Annotated in this window: 25 protein-coding genes; 6 read left to right on the top strand and 19 right to left on the bottom strand. The window is 55.9% G+C overall.

Annotated features, from left to right (window positions below; all coding sequences use genetic code 11):
- Positions 1–227 precede the first annotated feature (227 nt).
- The gene (locus G9C82_RS20805; protein ID WP_164734802.1) at positions 228–2,120 is read left to right on the top strand and encodes an HNH endonuclease; all 1,893 of its coding nucleotides are present in this window, start codon (positions 228–230) and stop codon (positions 2,118–2,120) included.
- Positions 2,121–2,236: 116 nt separating this feature from the next.
- Here G9C82_RS20805 and G9C82_RS20260 read toward each other — a convergent pair whose 3' ends face one another.
- The 11 genes from G9C82_RS20260 to G9C82_RS20210 all read right to left on the bottom strand — a co-directional run bounded on the left by G9C82_RS20260 (position 2,237) and on the right by G9C82_RS20210 (position 8,174).
- Entirely contained in the window at positions 2,237–2,452 is a 216-nt protein-coding gene (locus G9C82_RS20260; protein WP_127015208.1) for a hypothetical protein, read from the bottom strand.
- Positions 2,445–2,648 carry a metallophosphoesterase gene (locus G9C82_RS20255; RefSeq protein WP_127015207.1) on the bottom strand — a complete coding sequence of 68 codons (204 nt, stop codon included), beginning with the start codon at positions 2,646–2,648 and terminating at the stop codon, positions 2,445–2,447. Before G9C82_RS20255 ends, G9C82_RS20260 begins: the two co-directional genes overlap by 8 nt.
- A 233-nt stretch (positions 2,649–2,881) precedes the next feature.
- On the bottom strand, positions 2,882–3,247 hold the full coding sequence (locus tag G9C82_RS20250) for a hypothetical protein (protein WP_127015206.1): 366 nt from the start codon (positions 3,245–3,247) through the stop codon (positions 2,882–2,884).
- A gap of 57 nt (positions 3,248–3,304) precedes the next feature.
- A complete protein-coding gene (locus G9C82_RS20245; RefSeq protein ID WP_127015205.1) occupies positions 3,305–3,544 on the bottom strand; it encodes a hypothetical protein in 240 nt (79 codons plus the stop codon).
- A complete protein-coding gene (locus G9C82_RS20240) occupies positions 3,541–3,747 on the bottom strand; it encodes a hypothetical protein (RefSeq protein WP_127015204.1) in 207 nt (68 codons plus the stop codon). The genes G9C82_RS20245 and G9C82_RS20240 overlap by 4 nt, the downstream gene beginning before the upstream one ends.
- A complete protein-coding gene (locus tag G9C82_RS20235; protein ID WP_127015203.1) occupies positions 3,738–4,052 on the bottom strand; it encodes a hypothetical protein in 315 nt (104 codons plus the stop codon). Before G9C82_RS20235 ends, G9C82_RS20240 begins: the two co-directional genes overlap by 10 nt.
- Positions 4,049–4,339, bottom strand: coding sequence for a hypothetical protein (locus tag G9C82_RS20230; protein WP_127015202.1), 291 nt, complete (start codon positions 4,337–4,339; stop codon positions 4,049–4,051). The genes G9C82_RS20235 and G9C82_RS20230 overlap by 4 nt, the downstream gene beginning before the upstream one ends.
- Before the next feature lie 304 nt (positions 4,340–4,643).
- The gene (locus tag G9C82_RS20225) at positions 4,644–5,171 is read right to left on the bottom strand and encodes a hypothetical protein (protein ID WP_206508226.1); all 528 of its coding nucleotides are present in this window, start codon (positions 5,169–5,171) and stop codon (positions 4,644–4,646) included.
- The gene (locus G9C82_RS20220) at positions 5,168–5,926 is read right to left on the bottom strand and encodes a hypothetical protein (protein ID WP_127015200.1); all 759 of its coding nucleotides are present in this window, start codon (positions 5,924–5,926) and stop codon (positions 5,168–5,170) included. Before G9C82_RS20220 ends, G9C82_RS20225 begins: the two co-directional genes overlap by 4 nt.
- 101 nt (positions 5,927–6,027) lie before the next feature.
- Positions 6,028–6,873, bottom strand: coding sequence for a DUF6884 domain-containing protein (locus G9C82_RS20215; protein ID WP_127015199.1), 846 nt, complete (start codon positions 6,871–6,873; stop codon positions 6,028–6,030).
- A 359-nt stretch (positions 6,874–7,232) separates the two neighbouring features.
- Positions 7,233–8,174: a DUF6610 family protein gene (locus tag G9C82_RS20210; RefSeq protein ID WP_127015198.1), complete on the bottom strand. Its 942-nt coding sequence runs from the start codon at positions 8,172–8,174 to the stop codon at positions 7,233–7,235.
- A gap of 100 nt (positions 8,175–8,274) precedes the next feature.
- On the opposite strand from G9C82_RS20210, the gene G9C82_RS20205 reads away from it, so the two are divergent.
- The gene (locus G9C82_RS20205; protein WP_127015241.1) at positions 8,275–9,159 is read left to right on the top strand and encodes an HNH endonuclease; all 885 of its coding nucleotides are present in this window, start codon (positions 8,275–8,277) and stop codon (positions 9,157–9,159) included.
- On the opposite strand, the gene G9C82_RS20200 is transcribed toward G9C82_RS20205, so the two are convergent.
- From G9C82_RS20200 to G9C82_RS20170, 7 genes are all read right to left on the bottom strand, one after another.
- Positions 9,124–9,876, bottom strand: coding sequence for a hypothetical protein (locus G9C82_RS20200; protein WP_241244174.1), 753 nt, complete (start codon positions 9,874–9,876; stop codon positions 9,124–9,126). The genes G9C82_RS20205 and G9C82_RS20200 overlap by 36 nt on opposite strands.
- 74 nt (positions 9,877–9,950) lie before the next feature.
- Positions 9,951–10,913, bottom strand: a complete 963-nt coding sequence (locus G9C82_RS20195; RefSeq protein WP_127015197.1) for an ArdC-like ssDNA-binding domain-containing protein — start codon at positions 10,911–10,913, stop codon at positions 9,951–9,953.
- Between the two features lie 97 nt (positions 10,914–11,010).
- Complete coding sequence (locus G9C82_RS20190; protein WP_127015196.1) at positions 11,011–11,559, bottom strand: hypothetical protein; 549 nt, start codon at positions 11,557–11,559, stop codon at positions 11,011–11,013.
- Between the two features lie 130 nt (positions 11,560–11,689).
- Entirely contained in the window at positions 11,690–11,947 is a 258-nt protein-coding gene (locus G9C82_RS20185) for a hypothetical protein (protein ID WP_127015195.1), read from the bottom strand.
- A 122-nt stretch (positions 11,948–12,069) separates the two neighbouring features.
- The gene (locus tag G9C82_RS20180; protein WP_127015194.1) at positions 12,070–12,942 is read right to left on the bottom strand and encodes a hypothetical protein; all 873 of its coding nucleotides are present in this window, start codon (positions 12,940–12,942) and stop codon (positions 12,070–12,072) included.
- Positions 12,943–13,066: 124 nt separating this feature from the next.
- The gene (locus tag G9C82_RS20175) at positions 13,067–13,786 is read right to left on the bottom strand and encodes a hypothetical protein (protein WP_127015193.1); all 720 of its coding nucleotides are present in this window, start codon (positions 13,784–13,786) and stop codon (positions 13,067–13,069) included.
- Between the two features lie 160 nt (positions 13,787–13,946).
- A complete protein-coding gene (locus tag G9C82_RS20170) occupies positions 13,947–14,984 on the bottom strand; it encodes a hypothetical protein (protein ID WP_127015192.1) in 1,038 nt (345 codons plus the stop codon).
- Between the two features lie 207 nt (positions 14,985–15,191).
- Between G9C82_RS20170 and G9C82_RS20165 the strand changes: the two genes are divergently transcribed.
- Both G9C82_RS20165 and G9C82_RS20160 read left to right on the top strand, forming a co-directional pair.
- Entirely contained in the window at positions 15,192–16,130 is a 939-nt protein-coding gene (locus G9C82_RS20165; RefSeq protein WP_127015191.1) for a replication factor A, read from the top strand.
- A 21-nt stretch (positions 16,131–16,151) separates the two neighbouring features.
- On the top strand, positions 16,152–16,865 hold the full coding sequence (locus G9C82_RS20160) for an RPA family protein (RefSeq protein WP_174790063.1): 714 nt from the start codon (positions 16,152–16,154) through the stop codon (positions 16,863–16,865).
- Between the two features lie 2 nt (positions 16,866–16,867).
- On the opposite strand, the gene G9C82_RS20155 is transcribed toward G9C82_RS20160, so the two are convergent.
- Positions 16,868–17,071 carry a hypothetical protein gene (locus G9C82_RS20155; RefSeq protein ID WP_121304643.1) on the bottom strand — a complete coding sequence of 68 codons (204 nt, stop codon included), beginning with the start codon at positions 17,069–17,071 and terminating at the stop codon, positions 16,868–16,870.
- Between the two features lie 645 nt (positions 17,072–17,716).
- Here G9C82_RS20155 and G9C82_RS20145 point away from each other — a divergent pair.
- Both G9C82_RS20145 and G9C82_RS20140 read left to right on the top strand, forming a co-directional pair.
- A complete protein-coding gene (locus tag G9C82_RS20145; protein WP_167072376.1) occupies positions 17,717–18,268 on the top strand; it encodes a hypothetical protein in 552 nt (183 codons plus the stop codon).
- A 359-nt stretch (positions 18,269–18,627) separates the two neighbouring features.
- Positions 18,628–19,389: a BrxA family protein gene (locus G9C82_RS20140; RefSeq protein ID WP_127015239.1), complete on the top strand. Its 762-nt coding sequence runs from the start codon at positions 18,628–18,630 to the stop codon at positions 19,387–19,389.

Genomic DNA, 19,389 nt, shown 5'->3' with positions numbered 1-19,389 from the left:
GAATGACAGGCGGCACGCCCTCTGTGGGACGCCCCTCACCCCACTGGGGTGCAGAAAATTCGGCGACTATAGTCTGTCAAAGGGCGATTCTATTTCCAGACAGGAGTGGTCAGTGCACGTGAGGGCCTTATCGATTCAGTCCAATCAGCGATAATGGGAACTACCGAATGTATCACCTTATTAGTGTCACAGAAAAATGTTTTACTATTGGCAGTGCTGGCTATGGTATGGAGATTGGAAAGTCGTTTGCCCATGACGAGCTCTCGTGGAGTATAAGATACGAAGCCGATAAATTGAAACAGAATGGTGATTTCAGTGGAGAAATCGAAATAAAAATTTTAGAACCTGATGAGATGAAATTCCCAGTCAAATCTGGAATTCGCCACACAGAGAACTATATTTCATTTGAATCAGAGAACCCCGAGGTAGAATTTAATTCTGATAAAGCGAGGAAATTGGAATTCAACGTACAGAAGAGAGGTAGTACAGGCAGTCAGCAAAATGAAAATAGAGAAAAAGACGGAGAGGACAAAAAGTGTGAAATATGGTTTACCGACGGTGAAAAAGGAAGAAACTACGGCTGCACCTTTGTGCCCAAGGAGATTATCTCATTGTCTCTTCAGATCCTGAGTGAAGATACTGATGAGAATGAAGTAAAGAGGCAGATAGAAGAGGTATACGACGCGGATATACCTGCGTACACGAGTTTGAGGCGAAAATCACGCTACTGTACAGACTTTGCCGATCATGTTGAAGTACTGAATTTCTTGTATAAACACACTAATCCAGGAAGACTGGATAGGAGTATTGAGCAGGAAATATTCAGCTTCATCAAAGATAGAGTAATAGAAGGAAAGGGTGGTCACCAAGCTTATACCTCAAACTCGGTATCTGACTTGAAAGAAAAAATTGAAATATGCGAGTCGAAGTCTTTTATACCAGACATACCTAATAAGGATGAACTGATTGGTCTTCAGCATCTCAAACACACAAATAATTTTGTTGATGCTGGCGAATTTGAGGAAGCAAAGACAGAGATATCAAAGGCTATTGACCAATTTGATCAGACGGACAGTCAAGACCTACTCCCTGCTGAATTAAAAAGAGACGCAATACAGGGATTGCATGATGAGAGTAAATGCAACTTTGAGGCAGCAGCAATTCACTATTCAAGTGCGGCTGAAAAAGCGAAAGATAAGAGCAGTATCCGGGCATACAGGGTTTGGTCAAAAGTTGCCAAAATCAAAGACCGACTTAATCAGGGCGATATTAAAGAAGCCAAGTCCCTTGTCGAAAAGATAGATTATGATAACAAGGATATATATCTCATCGATCTTCAAAAATTGACCGAACTATTTGATGTTTATTCTAAATACAAACAAGGAAAACAGTCAGACCCGGCAACAATATTTAACAAGATTGAGGTTAAGGATAGGAGCAAACTACCGACCTCAGATGGGATTGTACAATTTAATACGGATTTTTCTTCTGCATTCACTATGTTAATTACAAAACAGCGACGACAGCAGTTGGGTGTCGACTCCGGGATCGACGACGACTTCCATACAATAATCAGAGACGCAATCACTCCGACAGGGATCAGTGGAAACCCCAAATCTGAGAAACAACCTGAACAAGGTAGCAAAGGTAGCACTCAGCAGCCCCAGGATGATGGCGGTATGGAAGCGCAGTCTGAGAGCGATTTTGAGCGTAGTTATACGGAAGCAAAACGTGCACAGCGAGACTCACAGTTTCAGGAAGATGTGAAGGAAGTATATAATCAGACCTGTGCTGTGTGTGGCTCAGACAGAATGACTCCTGACGGACGGCCAGAAGTAGAAGCGGCTCATATTCGACCAGTCAGCGAAGGTGGGAGGGATGTTATTACGAATGGTATCGCATTATGCCGACTGCATCACTGGGCTTTTGATAACGATTGGATAAGTATTGATGACGATTACACGGTCACAGTCAAAGATGTACCAGAAGTTAGCGGTTACGAGGACTTCGTTCAACATCAAGGGAGTAGACTGAATCTCCCAGAGTCGGACGAGGACCGACCTGACAAAGACGTAATTGAATTCCATCGGCGCCATCACAGGTTCGAAGACGACGGGTAAAGCCCTACAAGCTATTGCAGCCTCAGGATTCCGTTCTGACAGCCTTATCAATACGCCATTTGAACAGACGTTCCAGCCAGCACCACGGCTAAAGAAACTGCCTTCTCTCCGTCTGGTCAGAGCTCGGTCGCCTGCATCTGCTCGTGGGCGTCGGGATTGACCACCGGGATGACGCCCTCGATATCCTCTTTGCCGTACTCCTCACGAATTAGGTCATGGATGTCGTTCGCGAGAGCAACGGCCTCGTCTTGCGTGTTGGAACTCGCCTCGTTTTCGGGAAAATCTGCTGGCCCGACGCCCTCCACAACGATGAACAGGTGGTCGTCACTCATTTTCGACCGCCTCGACGAGCAGCGTCGTTTCGGGCAGGTCGTCGCGAGAGGTCGACAGGAACTCGGAGGTTTCCAGCGTTTCCTCGATCAACCCGACCAGTTCCTCCGAGACATCGCCAAAGTGAACGATGGCGTCGGGATCGGGGTAGTTGTCGTACTGCTGTGTAGCCGTCTTGTCTGTCTTGTTCTTACTCATAGTCAGTCGGCAGAGCGCCCTCAGTGGGACGCCCCGCACCCCACTGGGGCACAGAAATTATACGATGGCTCGTTCCCAGCCATCCGATTCATCGCGATGAGCCTCACCTACCTCCTGAAGCGGGACCGCCGGACCGGCCTGCCGGTCCAAGGTGGAGCGTGTCCCCCGAGCGCTTGCGCTCGGGAACCGTGACCGTGAGAGTGAGCGAAAGAGTGGCTGGTACGGCTCCTCGATTATTTCGCGATCACGTTCCCGTCCTCGTCGATGGCATACCTGAGTGGGTACACGTTCCCGTCGATATGCGTGGACTTCTTCGGCAGCGTCTCATTCAGCCACGCTTCCCGGTCGGCGTCGGTCTGGATGTCCTCGTTGGGCTGATGCACACTGAACAGGTCCATGCTCACCCAGCGATTGACCGTCAGCTCACCGGACGGGGAATACACCTTCACGCGCTTGTTTTCGGCGTCAACACCGACGACGGCGAGTGCAGACGTGCCCTCGGTCGTTTTCAGTCCATCACCGATATCCACGGCGTTGGGGTCGATATCGAGGTCGTCGCACTGCTGTACAGCCGTCTCGTCTGTCTTGTTTTCACACATAGTCGGTAGGCAGAGCGCCCTCTGTGGGACGCCCCTCGTCCCGCTGGGGCACAGAAATCACACGATAGCTTGCTCCTCGGTATCCGATTCATCGCGACGGATCTCGCGTGCCCGCTCTCGAAGGCGAGACTGGACTGGCGTCCGGTTCTCGTGCTGGTTCTCGTAGGCGAGATACTGCTGGATCGTCTCGATGGAGTGCATACAGTTGATGCCGGCGACGATTGGCTGGAGATGGTCGGCGTCCAGCAACCGCTCTGGCGGGAGTTTGTCGAGGATTGGGTCAGGAGTGTCGCTCATGAATCCTCCTCTCGGAAGTCATCGAGTGTCGTCCTGCGTTTGTACCGACAGCCCGGGTAATGAGCCAGAAGCGTCTCGTCGACGGCCTCCCAGAAGCCGATTTTGTGTGGCGCAACCGACTGCCAGAACCGGGCGCGTGCCAGTGCTGCCCCAACTCGCTGGCGTTCCTCGCGACGCCACTGCTCGCGCTCAATCATCGCCATGCCGACGCTCCCTCCGGTCGATCCGCCATGTACGAGCTGGCAAGCTCCAGCCCAGCATCGAGTGACCGGCGCGTCCCGACCAGTTTGGTCGCCCGTTCGAGTGCCCAGCCAGCATCGCTCCGTTTGAGCAAGACTGTGGCTCCGGTGTCGGGAATGTGCCACCCGATCGTGTCGTTGCCAGCGGCGAGAAATTCCCACTCACCGACGGCGGCCTCCCGTGCCGCGCTCTGTGTGTCAATCAACGCATCCGAGCGTGGGCCACCAGCGCCGAAATCGCCCAACGTGGCCGTTCCTGCTGCGTTCATGCAGCGACCTCCTGCCGGTCCCAACCAGCGAGTTCGGCTTCGATGATGCTGATGATGGTCGCAACTTGTTCCTCTATCGTGTCTGCCTGCTCGTCGTCGACGTCCAAGAGCGAGCGAAGTTCGAGTATGTCCAGGAGGTCGATACTCTCTGAGCGCCGGGCCACCGCACGGAGGACAACCGCTTCAACATCGGCGCTGCCGGACTGCCCCCGAACAGTCGTCGCGATGGACTCGACGAACTGCGCGGTGGGTGGCTGTGACAGGTCTTCCGAACGACGGTAGGACATATTTCGAGACATCCTCTCACCCGCCAGAGGCACACAAAATTGGGACTTGCTGCCGCTGTAGATGGATTTTTGTGATTACTGTGCTGGCTGAAATACCCGCTCAATAAGACTGCGGGTTGAAAAAGGCATAAAATTTACATATAGACACTATTCATATAATAGTGTCCAGTGATGAGGGCTGAAGGTGCTAAACTGGAAGCTAGCACCCCTGCTGAAAAAATGTCGCGGGGGGCCACTGGACACTCATTCATCTGTACTGCTCATTAGCGGAGCAGACCCATCAGTTTCGTGGAACTACCGCCGGCTACCCAGTCCACCCGCCGATCTCGACCTGTGTACTGTCTGCCGGAGCATCGTCTGCTGTCTTCCCACCTGAGTCAAACGGTAGTTCAACCAGATGGGGCACTCCGTCGTCGTATGTCCGGTCAGGGCGTTTCACACAGTCGACCGGCAGGATAGGACTGCACTCACTGCAGGAGGTTGTCGCCCCGTCGAAGCCGTTGATCGTCACCGACCAAGAGATGATGCTTGCAAGCCGATACGTCTCCGCTGCTGGACGGCGGGTGCTTGCAGACCGGCAGCCAACAGCCCCACAGACATCGCAGGTGACGAGATAGTCTCGATCTGCCTCGTGGAAGAGCGAAGCGGCCTGCTCGACGTTGTCGCGGCCCTGAAGCGCACACTCCCGGCAAATGGTGAACCGGAAGACGCCGTCCGCTCGCTCAACCTCGTCGGGCCACCGGACATACGTGTACGCCTCGCCAGAGATATCGGCTCTGTCCCCACAGAACCGACAGCACTTAGCCACTGCCTCGGGCTGGACGTCGGTCACCGAGACCACCGTGCAAGTGTTGACTGCTCGCCAACAGTGTCCACAGGACAGAGAAAGTGCCACTTGTAGCGCTCACGAATCGGCTTGTCCTCGCGGTTGCTTGCCTGCCCTGGTTCTCGATAGCCCGTACAGGTCCAGCCCTTGTCTTGCAGCGCCCGAACCATCGCGCCGTCGTAGTCCGAGCGCACCCACGTCAACAAGAAGCGAGTGTTACCGTCGTCAGCCTGCAAGAATCGCTCCTGTGAGCGTGCCAGCGCTGCCGACGCGAGGTTCGGCATCCGAACGCCCATGCAAATCCGCGCAGCCTCGATGAGCGAGTCCCCAGAAATCACCTCACTGTCAACGACTGGTGTGTCCGTCGACGGAAGCACCCGCCGGGCAGTCGTTCGTATCTCTGCTGGAAGACTGTCGATCTCGACTGGTTCAGGACAGAGCTGGCCGTCGACGCCGTACCGGATTCGCTTCTTCGAGATGAGCGGGTAGCGGTAGGTGATGGCCCCGACCAACGTGTCCTGAAAGTACAGCCCGTGGTGGGTGAGGTTGACCGACGGCAGCGACCCCATATAAGAGTGATGCGCCTCGTAGACGGCGGCTGCGGTCTCTCTGTCGATTGGCTCGACGGCGACGTGATCGGCAAATCGAATCCCGAGGGGTGCGGTGAACGGGTCACCGTTGGCGTGAATCGGACAGAAACACTCCCCTGTGTCTGCTGGCGGGCGATGCTGAAACGACTTCGACGCTGAGTGTGTGGACATCCTCTCACCCGACAGAGGAACAGAAAACCGCCCGACACAGCGCGTTAACCAACAGAAGCGATGAGTGTTGGTTAACACAGTCGGTATCGTGGGTTTGCGTGCTATCCACCCTGTTCTCCTTCCCCGCCGTCGGTCGCAAGACTCGTTTGTCTCGTGGCAAGGAACCGTTCGGGGACGTTCTCGAATGCATCCAGCCCTGCCTGCTCAGTCCCCTCGACGTCGACGCCACTGTGGCCTGTTTGCCACGTAGCAGAATCGCGCTCGAAGCCGCCGTCAAAGGCCGAGAGTTCTGATCGTCGAGCTGGAGCCGCTGCTGCCGAGAGTTCTTCGACGCGGTCTGAAAGCCAGTCCATCTGGTCGAACATCCCGTCGAAGTCACGCTCCTGGAAGGGGAAGCGGACTGTCGCTTTCGGGGGAAGAGCAGTGTAGGTGTCTCGCCCAGTCCGAATCGCAGTTGGTCGTCCGTCGAAGATGCCGCGCTTACGCAGCGCGTCGACATAGTCGCTGCCGGCCAGAACGACCAACTCCCGACAGGGGGACTCCTGCTGATCGGCAGCATAGGGCCGCCGGAGCCAATCACCGAGAGACGAGTGGACACGGAGCGCCCAGCGGTCAAGACGGGTTTCGACCTGTTCCCCTGACGGCAGCCGATAATTGGCTTCTCCCTCGATGGGGTCGTCGCGCAGGTCCTCGATGGTCGTATCGTACGGGGCGACCGTCTGCCGGGGCATCAAGATCCCGTGTTCTGCAGAGAGAACCGCCCAGGTGTTCGCTCGTCGGTCAGCAGTTCGAGCCCACTGGACAGCTGCCTCGGCATACGATCGTTTGACCGAGAAGTACGAGGATGTATAGAGATCGCGAACTGCAACTGGCTGGTCGGTTTTCGCATCGCCGCATCCAATCAGTACGAAGCGGCCACGAGTCCGCTCAGTCTGTGTGGTCGTCATCTGTATCTCCCTCACCCAGAAAGGGAGTCACAAAACTACAGCCAGAATCAGTAGTTGTGGCCGTCTGGCAACGCTTCGGGCAGGTGCTTCTCTGGGTGCTCAGCAGGTGCGTCAAGTACCTCTGGCATGATTTTGCTTGGATCCAAAATTGCACGGTAGTTCTTCCGAACTGGTGTCGCGTCGCGTCCGCATCCGGAACATTCTCTCGTACCGTTGTTTCCGTAGTCCCGAGCCTTCGTGCAACCGCAATTCGGACAACTGTACTGTGGTGCCGTCTCCTGTGACGGTTTCGCGCTCATAACTGGAACTCCCTCATCTCATGGGGAGTCACAAAACTCTCTGAGGCTGTCCGGTCGGCTCTAGCCGTGAACTTCAGCGGGAGTGAGTCCTGCCCGGTATTCCACTCTGTCTCGCTCGTGTTGGCTCCGGTACGCGAGCGTCTGTCCGTTCTCGTACTCAACGACAATCGCATCCTCAAGGCCACTCACAGTCGCTCTCGAACCGTCAGCAGCCCAGACGGGGTCCATCGGTTCCGCTGTTAGCGGGCTCCGGTCTGTCTCCACGGTCGGCCACACCCCCCGCGATTTCCAGTATGACCGGATGTGCCGCAAGCTCTCTCGAACCGTCTCCCGTATCGAAAGGTGGTCTGCGTTGCCATAGCCGTGTGGCGAAAAGTACTCGCCGTGAAGCGCCGCCAGATGAACCCCGTTCCAGTCGACACCAACGATATCGGCTGGTTCCTCACCGGTCACACGCGGCTGTGTTAGCTCCTCAATCACTGGATACTGCTTCGTCGGGCTTGCCCCCAGCAGATGCACTCGCCGCCCTCGCCAGTCCACAATGTCCGTGTACTCGTCGGCGGTCTGGTCGGAGTAGCCCATCGGGTATCCCAAGATCATATCCTCGTCGATCACGTCGATTGTGTCGCGGCACTTCGGGACGATGATAACCTCTGTCCCCGGAAACTTCCGTTTCAGCTCCCGTGCGGCTTGGTTATACCGTCGCGCTTCCTGCCGGTCGTATGCGTCGCCAAGCATCCCGACCGATGGCTCGTACTGCTCGAAGCGCTCAATGTACCGGTCCAAGTCAGGATTCCGAAAGTCGTTGTCCAGAATCTCAATCGGGACGTCGACGTTCCGAAGCGAGGACTGGTAGGTGTAGTCCTCGCGAACGCCGACGGTGAATCCAAGCCGGTAAGCATCGATTACGAACGGTTCCCGGTGAAGGAACCCGATGTACTCAGCCTGCTGTGCATCGCCGACAGCCGCCGCTGACCAAGAGTGTCGAGCCTCAGAAGACATGAACAACACCGAGCGCACCGACCGGCGCGCCCAGCTGGCAGGCGCGGCACAAAACGACCCCGCGCCTTAAATACGGAGACGGGCAGAAGTGTCTATCAGAATGAAGGAAGGTATCGAATCGCAGTACGACGACCCTGACAACTACCGGGGCGACTACCCACCAGACTGGGCGTACCGGATCGTCTTCCGGAAGCAGTTGGACAACAACACTTGCACCAACTGCGGGACGCGGTTCCCTGCGGAGGATTTGGAAGTCGTGCGACGAATCCCCGCCGAGAACGGCGGGACAAATAAAACCACGAACCTCCTGACAGTGTGCTCGTTCTGCGAAGAAGACATCACACAGACGGGACGCCTGAACCTGCCAGAGTCAGCGAAACAAGAGCCAGCAAGCAGTCCAGAAGAGGACACTCACAGGGTCCTTGCGTTGCAGAGCGAAGTCCCGATCACCGAGGAAGTCGAGGGCGAAACGGAGGGCAACGGGCAGTCTCGCAATGGCCCTCGTTCGGAGCCCAGCCACATTCAGACACAGTCGAAGAGTCCTCTTGCAGTCACCACGACGACTGGGGGAGGCGACGAGCAGTCCGTCCAGGACGACACCGACGGGCGTGCTGGATGGCGACGGCTATTCGTCGCATCTATCGGAGGCACAGCGATGTTTCTGGGATATCTCTGTGCGCTTGGCATCACCTACTTCCTGTCCTCAATTGCGGGTAATGTAGCGTTCTACGGCCTCCCGCTGGCCGGGCTTATAGCAGGAGTCCGATGGCGGCTGTCAACAGCCATTGCGTCCGTCTGCGTTGTTTTGATGTACGCTGCCCTCTGGGAGTCCATCTCGACGGAACTGTTCATGACTCCGTTTGCGTGGGTTCCCGTGGTTGCGCCACTGACTGGGGTTGCCTACGGGGTCGTAACCGAGCGTACTGAGTTCTCGCTGCGGAACCTGCCATCAGATCCGCGATTGATGGTCCAGCGCTTCCGTTGACGGGATATACGCCGACAACTGGTCCACGACCGAAGGGTCGAACGAGTCAGAAACGTGTCGCACGTTCCACAGTCCAGACTGATACACCTCAGATTTCGGCGAGTGGTATCCAAGCCAATCGAGGTCCGATGGCCCCGCGGATCGACGATACCTCGACACCATCGCGATGGTATTTGACTCAATCTCGGCTCTGTCACACTCTGGTCCGGGGTCGCCCGGAACGTCAACCCACAGAAACGGCAAATCCCGGATGTACTCCGATACGCGCTGTTCGAGTTCGTGTTCCTGCTCGCGAACAGTCGTTGTTTCCTCATCGGGATTCGGTTCGCCCCAGTGAGGATACTCGTCGTGCCAGCCGTGCTTCTCGATCAGCGCCCGTCCAACGTGCAAGCGAAAAATCGAACCACGATGGTTGCCACCGCCGGCGTACTTCCCGCGAACGTTCCCACGATGTTGCCGGAGCCGGTTCCAGAGCGTGTTCGACGAGCCGGTACTGACGCCGACGGTGCCGATTCGGGAGAGTCGCCAGTCGACCGCTGTCGTTGCCCGGAGGTCGCTTGCTGGCGAGAAAAAGAAGTACACTCCTCGGGCGGGCCAGTCCAACCGCCCGTTGACATCTCCGAGGTAGTACGGCCCTCCGATCTGGTCACGCAAGTCAGCTAAGACACTCAGAAACTGTCCGACAGGACTGCTACCCGACGCTGCTGTGGAACGCATATTCGACTCCCTCGCCCACCAGGGGAGTCACAAAACACTCCTCTCAAGAACGTCTGGAAAGATACCGCTCCCTCTCAGCTGGCACCTTCGACGGCGTCGATCAGATCCGCCGCAGTCGACGAGATACGGTCCAACCGGTCCCGAAGCGTCTCTGGTGCGTCGCCGTCCCACGCCGCCAAGTAGAACGCCGAGTTCTCTGGGTCCAGCCCGAAGTGACGACTGACGACATAGGCAACTGCCTCGGCTTCGACCTCGCGTTTCGACCGCTCCGCCTCATCCTCGACATTGAAGTGAAGATCCGCATGGGCGAACTCGTGAATCAGTGTACTCGCGAGGGCGGCCCGATTGTCTCGGTCGACCGCCTCGACCATCGGATTTGTCGTCATGACGTTCCGACGCTCGCAAACGCCCCGTGCAGACCCATGCTCCCACTCTTCGGGAGCGACGATTCTCGCGTCGACGCCGATCTCGTCGGTGGCGTCCAACAGGTCCTCGACAAGTCCATTCGGGTTGCCGTGAGCTTCTGTCTCCAGTTCGGGAAGTGGCTCGCCCTTGGTCTGGGAGATATCGAACACCGACGTTGGCCGGAACCCGACCAGTCCCCGCCGCCACTGCTCGGGGTCGGTTTCATCGTATTCGCAATCTGTGTTCTCGTGATACGACGGCGAGTTCCCACAGTCGGGGCACTTTTTCGTGATGATCGGAGCCCAGATCCAGATCGCGTCCTCGCCTTGCTGGACGTAGCGGTCGAACTCGTCTTGCCACGTATTGTATCCCGCAACTCGGGTTGCTTCGGGACACTGGAGCTTGATTAGCAGCGTATTCCGGGCCGAGTAATCGTGGAACTTGCTCTGCACATCGAGCCACTGCTGGAACTGCTCGCTGGCTTGCGCCTCGTTCGTGAGGTCGGCGAGGTCCTCGACCCACGCATCGAGTTGGTCGCGCATCTCCTCGTCCCGGGAGTCGGACTCGTCGAAGGTGCAAGTGGTCTGCTGGCTGGACGACTGCTCTGGAGTCTCTGACTGTATCGTTGACATTGGTCTGTCTTCGGGACGCGCTCTCGGGCACGCCCCCGCACCTCCACTGGGGGACAGAAAATCGACTGGCTGACTGAGCGAGAGCAGAGTGAGCTGGCTACCTGTACCGCTCCGGCGCGTAGAAAACGATGTGGACAGCCGAGCCAAGGTTGTACCACGATTTCGGGAGGACAGAGACTTCTAGTCCCCACTCGGCAGCGAACTCGAAGACGTCGAACCAGAGATTGTGGGGCGGCTCTTGCGAATCCAATCGCTCGATATTTCCCGGATAGACGTGCATCGAGTACAACGCCGGCTCGCCATCGTCAAGCCAGAGTGTCGAGTGGTCGTCTGCTGGCGGGCTGTGAGGCGGCCCCTTTGGGTCGCTGTCGGCGTCAAGCGGCGAGTGGGGGCACTCGTCGTCGCCCGTAATGAGACGCCGTATGCAGGCTGTCTCGGTAGGCGCATCGAGGTCGAAGGCTTGCACGAACGCATCGCGCTGGTATTCGCCCATGATCGCGCCGAGCGCTTTCCAAATGTCCGCCCACGTTGGGTCCTCTGGCTCGTGATCGAGGTAGTCGTGGACGGCCTCGCGCAGCTGCCGGTACTCGTCCCATGCCGGGACAGGCTCGTTCGGGCCGGGTGTCGGCCAGTCAGTGCGGTCCATACGCTTGGGGAAATTCCGATGGGGTATCAACTCTCGGGACGCGCCCATACGCCGCATCAGAGAAGAGGTCCTGACGCTAACCAACACCGAGTAGAATGTGGGGCACTGTGTTGGTTAGCCTTCGAGTTGGCTACTCCTCGCTTCTAGCCTCCCACCCCTTGTGGAAGTACACCAGCGCCACGTCGGAGTCGAAACACTGTCCGGACGGAACGTGCTGCAAGACTTCGTGTTCTGGAATTGGCTCAACGACGCCCTCGTCAAGCAGACTGGTAACCACCTCACGCCCTCGTGGCTCGTCGATCTCGACGGTATCGAGACGCCGTCGGTCACGGTCCTGTGCGATCTGTTCGCGCTCGAAGCGTTCGTAGTCTGGAACGGTCGGATTCATAGAGGGAAATCCCTCACCCGGCCGGGGAGACACAAAATTAGCGCTAACCAACAGTCGAGAAGTATGGCGGTCGCTGTTGGTTAAGACACACCACCGTTTCCGCAAAACCACGGGGAACCGAGTCAGTTCGGGAGCTTCGGTGCTATCACGAATTGCATCGCTCCATCGGCGTCGGGGAACTCCGATTTCAGCACGAGCGGCACCCCGTCTCCGATATGTAGAACCCGATTCGTGCCGTCTGGCAGGCCAGCATTCGCCGATTTGACCAGCGACGAGTCAAGTTTCACTTCGACATCCGCAGGCTCGAAGGCGATGAGATCGGTGTCGTCCCATCGGTAGGTCATTCTGTCAGTGTCGCCGTCTGCGGCAAACCGCACTTCTCCGGCATCGGAGTCAACAGAGAGGTCAAACCGGTCGGCAAGCATATCCGCTGCCTCAAGACCGAGTGAGATGTCGTCTGGACTCAGGTGGACGGTTGCCGGGATGTCTATCTCTGGCATCTCGACAGGGTAGCGGAGCGATGCAACCGCCTCAAGCTCGATGGTGCGCGTTATCCCGTCGATATTGATTTCCAGCGTGCTGTTTGCCGCATCGAGTGCGAACTGTGCAAGGTCGCCTGCATCGCCGACCGAGAGTGCATCGCGAACTCGTCCGACATCCACCCCCAACGTTCCCCTCCCTGCATCGAAAGAGGTGAACGAACTCCCAGAAACACGCAAGTCGACCATCGCGTGTCCCTGCAGGTCAGCCGCCCGGATGGCGATTCCCGACTCTGCAATCCCGAGTCGCGTCTTGTCTGCGACCGTGCCAGCCGCCGCGAAGATCCGCTCAAACAGCTGGACCTCGCCGCTGATTCGGAGATGCTGTGGGGCATCGAGCGACAGGAGGTCCGCAGTGTCGAGTTCTGCGTCACCGTCCGCCGGCGTCTCTGGTACGCTCGTTTCGGCGTCGGTGGTTGCTGCTTCGGTGCTACTGGTCGCTGTAGACTGTGACATTTCGATTTCCCTCCACTTGCCGGAGGGCACGCAAAATATGCCGTTGGCGGCGTCGATGGCACGTTTAGTGTGAATACGGTTCTGTATCCATCAGGGTGGAAGGGCTGCTCTGCTGGTGTGCGTACTACTCGTCTACGTACTGGTATGCCGGCTCTCCGTAAACCAACTCATAAACCTCGTTCACTGCTCCCGGTATCTCGTCGATACGATCCATATCTCCGTCAAGTGTGTCGAGCGTGAACCGCTCTTCTACATCGTGAACAACATCGTGGCGAATACCCCCGATATGTTGAATCGTACTCGCTGTCTCCTCACTCACCACCCCACATTGACCCAATAACTGCTGTTTCGAGAAGTACTCGTTAACTTGACTCTTCAAAGTACCTCCTGCTTTTTTCCGGTCTTCCTCGGGCAGGATAAGCGGCATTGCTTCCTCCATTAAGTCGTCCAGTAGCTCGTACGCCATTGAGTACGTCACCGTGAGGTTGTTTCCGATGGTAAACTTCCCCGCATCCTCGGCCATAGCTTCGATTTCCTCGTCATTGAGGTCATCGTGGCTTTCCTCAAACTCGTTGTACATATCCCGCGCAGTCTCCTTGTACACGCTCGAACTTCTCGAGATGTTATCGGCGATCCTGACTGCCGTGATGTAGTGATACTCGTGGTCTGCAATATCGTCGCTGTTGCCTTCCACCACGTAGCGAGAAGCTGCTGCGCGAATCACGTCGGACATTTCAAGCGGGTTCTCATCAGCGTCAAACTCGCTCTTATCAAGTACTTCCTTGATGTAGTTGTGGATGTCGTATCGCTCAGAACGAACTTCATCATCAGTATCAGCTCCCATATCGGATGGCGTGCAAGTGTGTGACTAATACTTCCCGGTTTGCTGAACCGGTATTGAGTAATGCTCGAGGTACTGGGAATTTGAGTTGACTGGGCGGATAATCGTACATCTGTACTGACACTGTCGTCATGAATGTGGTCGCCTTACTCACGACGACCGGTCAGGGGACCACCGACGCAAGGCGGTGGGTATGGTAGTCAACCGTCCATCGCGAGTAGTTCCGTGTGATTCGGTACTCGCGAACGACTGCAACGTCTTCCAGCGACTCTTCGGGCTGTTCCCACGTAAACTCGTAGCCGGCGATCACGTCTCCCTCGTCGAGATATCCAACCGGATGATCCGGCCCATCCCATTCGACTGAGATTGGGTCGCCACCGCTGGGGGGCTGGACTCCATGGCCTATCCCCGCCTGGATGATGGATGGGTCGGATGTTAACCCGTGCAACTGTGCTAAGTCACTAGCCTTGATCGGGAACTTGTCCTCCTCGCCGACGAACGAGTGCTGGGTTTGCCCGCGTACTGTTGCGTACTCTACACCCTCGATATCGATACCGAGAGCGTCGGACAGCAGGTGAGCAAACTCAGCGGCTCCCGTGCGGACTGTTTGGTTCTGTTCCTCAATCTGCAGGGTTGTCTCTGGCGTCCGAAGCTCCCTTGTGTATGGATTCTCCGGCCGTTCGACGGGCATACAGCTGCACAAGAGCGTCCCTTCTGGCCCCGTCATAATCCACGGCTGCTTCCCGCACGGGATGGCGGTATATTGCGACGCAGTGTATCGACCACCGCCAGTGAGGACTCGCAATGCCTTTTCCAGGGCCTGTGCGTCAATGCCGTACCCGTAGCTGTCAGCGAGTCCGTCGATGAATGTGACTCGGGTGTCAATGGAGTCGAACTCGCCGTACGTGTTTGGAATTTGCAGTAGGTCACCAGTTGCGTACTGTTCAACGTAGTCTCCGACGTCCCCGTCGACGACCCAGCGCGTTTGCTGTTTGGTTGCTCGACCAGCCGACGTGTTGATTGACGACGCCGGTCGCTGCGTTGTCAGCCCCCAGTCCTCGTCCGGGGCGACCCAACTGCTGTCGTCGCGGTCAGGAGCGCGACACGTCGTCGCACATCGGGCGATGCTTGCAGCATCGGGATCGAGGTCGTTGTCGGCGCTGTCTCCGTCTCCGAACGTACCGAGTGAAAGGTCAGTCATCCTCTCACCCGACAGAGGAACACAAAAATTTTTCAAACGGATCGGAGACCAGACGGTCCACACTGTGAGCCAGCCCACCGACGTCCAGTGATTGAAGCGCTTCGGGCGGAGTGGGGCAATTTCACTTCCGCCACGATTTGCATGGGTTTTAGACCACCCCAAGCGTACCGCCAGCCGTCTCCCATCGCAAACGAGACGGAGAACACTATGAGCAACTCTGATATACAGCAAGAAGCCCAAGACATACACGACCAGTTACCCGAGTCAGTCGATGCCTCCCTCGACGACATCGAGGAACGGCTCACCACACTTGCCGATGACTACAGAGTCCCACTCGACGAAGCTCGACGCAGTGTCGTGAGTACCTATCTTTCTGACAGCGATGTTGACCGCGACGAAGTTAGCAGCGAGGACGGCAACCAACAAGTCGATCTCGAGGAAATTACCGAAGCCGAACAGTGGGTCGACATTACCGCCAAAGTCACTGATCTCTGGGAGCCCCGCAGTGACTCGATTGCACAAGTTGGCCTCCTCGGTGACGAAACTGGAACCATCAAGTTCACCAAATGGGCCAAGTCTGACCTCGAAGCACTCACCGAGGGCCAAGTCTATGACCTTGGAAATGTTGTCACTGATGAGTACCAGGGCCAGTACTCGGTCAAACTCAATCGTACCACCACCATCGAATCACTCGACCGGGATATCGAAGTCGGCGACGACACCGCCGACGCTGAAGGTGCGCTCGTCGATATCCAGTCAGGCAGTGGGCTGATCAAACGCTGTCCAGAAGACGACTGCACGCGTGTCCTCCAAAACGGGCGATGCAGTGAGCACGGCGAGGGCGAAGGCGAGTTCGACCTCCGCATCAAAGGCGTGATCGACAACGGCGATACAGTCCAAGAGGTCATCTTCGACAAAGAGGCGACTGAGCAGGTCGCCGACATCACGTTGTCACAAGCCCAAGAAATGGCCATGGACGCTTTGGATACGAGCGTCGTCGCCGACGAGATACGTGAGGCGACGCTTGGGCGGTACTATCGCGTCCAAGGCCCCGAACTGGGCCGGTATCTGCTCGTCAATGAATTTGAGCAACTCGCCGAGATGCACGATCCAGAACAACTCCTCATCACTGCGAGGTCGATCTAAATGAGCCAAGGACAAGCCCCGATGCGTGAACTCGCACAGCGAGCCTTCGCTGGGGAATTCAACGATGCAGGCTATACTTTCCGGGAGTCAGACGATGACCGCGCGCCCGTCTATGCCCTGCTCCCGACAGGCGCGAAAGCAAACCGCGTGTTTGTCGTCGGCACCCTGACCGAAACCGACGATGTTGGCAGCGATGATGAGTACTGGCAAGGCCGAATTGTCGGGCCCACAGGGACGTTCTTTACGTACGCTGGGCAGTACCAGCCCGAAGCAGCCGCGATGCTGCGAGAGGTTGACCCGCCCGTCTTCGTCGCGCTTGTTGGCAAGCCCCGCACCTATGAAACCGACGACGGCGACACCAACGTCTCGCTCCGACCAGAGCACCTGACCGTTGTTGATGCAGACACCCGCAATCGGTGGGTGACAGAAACAGCGAAGCGAACTCTTGAGCGGCTCGAACGCTTCGACGACGATAGCAACGAGTACGCTGCCATGGCCCGTGAGCAGTATGAGACGACGCCCGATCAGTACCGGCAAACCGTTATCCAAGCGCTCGAAGAACTCACCGACGACGCCGAAACTGTCCCAAGCTCGCAGGACCAAACTGGTGACGCGACACCAACCACAGCAGAGGACGCATCCGGTAGTGCTACGGAAGCCTCAGCAGACGAAGACAGTACGTCACAGTCGAGCGGCGACATCGGCGACTTCGATACGACTGACCTCGACTCATAAGTTTACTGCTCGCTTTCCGGGTCTTGGGAGCCATCCCGGTGTTCGGTAATATACAGCTGTCCGTCAACCTTGTACAGGTAGCCACGGTCTACCAGTCGTTCAACTACGTGCTCGGCGGTACCGACTGACCGCTCGGTCTCACGCACTTTGGTCACGGCGGTATCAACCTCGATGCTCTCTCCGGGATTAATATCCTCATACAGCATATCATAGACAGCTCCTAACGAGCCAGGTGGTCGGTTACGCCTCATATGTCGTTAATACAGTTTCACTCATCAGTTCTTATCCAAGGGCGTTGGCTTCAGACATAGTAGCACTCAAAAACGATTAGATGTACCGGTATCTGTCGTTGCGAAAACGGTTTGTTGCTCGTGTGAGTGAATGAAACGACTGGTCAATAAGCGTGCATAGTCGGCAAACACAGCGGGGACGAACAGGCTGTTGGGTAGGCGCGCGTACTGTTCTTTAGTAATCTTGAAACTTTAATACAATTTCTAAATAGTATGCAAAACGCGGAGGAAGTTTTTATATCAGGCCATCAGCGATTTCGATGAGCCTATTCAGAGAGATCAGCATAGAACTGGGTTAATCCACACTTCGGGCAAAGGAACGCATGAATGGGGGTTTGATAATCGATACCAAGGCGGTCAAGTACACCGCCATCTCTGTCGGTTTCGACATAGAGATCTCCAACACCCTCTGCACTTACGCTTGTCTTCTTCATCTCGACATCACAGTCAGGGCACTGACGTTCGTTCATTTATTTCATCTTAGCCTTTGATACCAAGTCCTAAACATATTGGCTATTATAACAAATTTAAATAAACGTGCATCCGACCTGGCAGATAGAAATGAATGAGAATAGACAGGACATAGTAGGGGAACTGAAGAATATAGAGTCGAAAATTGACAGCGGAAGTATAGAGTCAGCGAGAGAAGAGTTGCGGGCACTGCGTAAGAGACTTGATGTGACTGAGTCGACTGGTGTGACTGGCTCGCAAGACGGGCGGACAGTAGGTGTCGAAATCGACATTTGGTCGTATGAATACAAAGACAGTATCTATTTTGTCACGTCTGATTACGCGTCAATCAGTGAGGCAGTGTCTGAATTAGTCTCCGATTATATTCCGAAGTTGGCTAATCCGGGTGTCGGAAAAAATAAGACCGCTGAAGCAGCTGCGGCAAGCATACGTGATAGTAGTGACAATATAGTGTCGAGATCTTCGTACGAGGACATTGACCTTGATGAAGAAGTATCAGTTCATACAGACGTCTACTATATGCGTGCCTCAGTTCATTACAACGGCGAAGTAGTTCAGAACATCAACAATCCAAAGTCGGACGAGATCGTCGATGCCACAAACACCGTTGTAGAGCGTGCTGGCGAAGATGAGGAGGAGTAAGGCTCGCTGTTTAGCCTTGGAGTAGATACTGGTTTGATCAAATTCGCGAAGTTCCTCAGGTTGTCCCCGTAGGTTCTTTTCTCTTGAGACACAGACGTACATCCCGATTTCAGGCATACTTCTTGCGGCGGGAGATGAGTATATAAACTGTACATCCTTTCGCGGGACCGTAGAAAGCACTACCTTTCTGTTTTTACTCAGTTATCCTACGGAAAGGTGATTGGATCTGCGTTTGGCAAATCTATAGGTGAACAATAAAGTGGGATGACAGACTTCCCCAACACATGGCATCCTTTTCAGATGACGGGGAAACTAAACTATCCTCCTTGTCCCGTCAGTTCTCACCTTCAGAAGTCAATATGGATCTTACCATGTGCGGGCTTCTGGTTGACAGAGCAGAAGAACTTGCGCACCTGTATCAAAACAAGGGAAACTGGAATGAAGTCAAGGACACCTGGTTCGAGGAACGGCGTGCGAACCGCAGCACGAAAGGGAGTTCACAGAAAATATACCGCGTTCTCTCATCACGGCTCAAAAACGCACCTGCTAGCCTTCCCAACCCAGGTAATCTTCCCAACATATTGGATACTTGTTCGTCATCACGAGACAAAGCACAAGTGCTCTACCTCTATCTAATTGCCGACGACGTTCTCGTTCGATACATCGTCCACGAATACGCCCGGCGTCTTGCTGGAGACTATCCTGAACCACTCGACTTCTCCAACGAGAAACTCACTGCTATCCTGAATCAGTTCGAATACACTGACGAGACACCGTTCGACTATGCGGACTCAACGACAGAGAGATGGTGCGAAGGACTGCGGTCAGTTATGCGCGAGATCGGCGTCCTGGAGAATCAGCAAACGGTCGTCGGTAATCCACCATCACTAGGAGAGACGCCACTCCTTGTCGCAATGGGCTACTCGTATGAGGAAGGCGACGAAGAGTGGTTCGAATCACCAACTGGACTCCAGTACCTATTCCAGCCGAGTGCCCGTTGGGAGGAACTCTACAATCGGGCAGCAGAGACTGAGGCGTGGGAGTTTGTCGAGCTCCATGGAAGTCTCCAACTGCGGCCGACCGACGAGCCGTACTCATCGATTACGAGTGGAGGGATCTGA

It is taken from the genome of Haloarcula sp. R1-2 (assembly GCF_011627385.1).
In the GTDB taxonomy this organism is placed as follows: domain Archaea; phylum Halobacteriota; class Halobacteria; order Halobacteriales; family Haloarculaceae; genus Haloarcula; species Haloarcula marismortui.
Note: the sequence above shows the minus strand (reverse complement) of the source record. Positions and strands in the feature narration are given on the sequence as shown.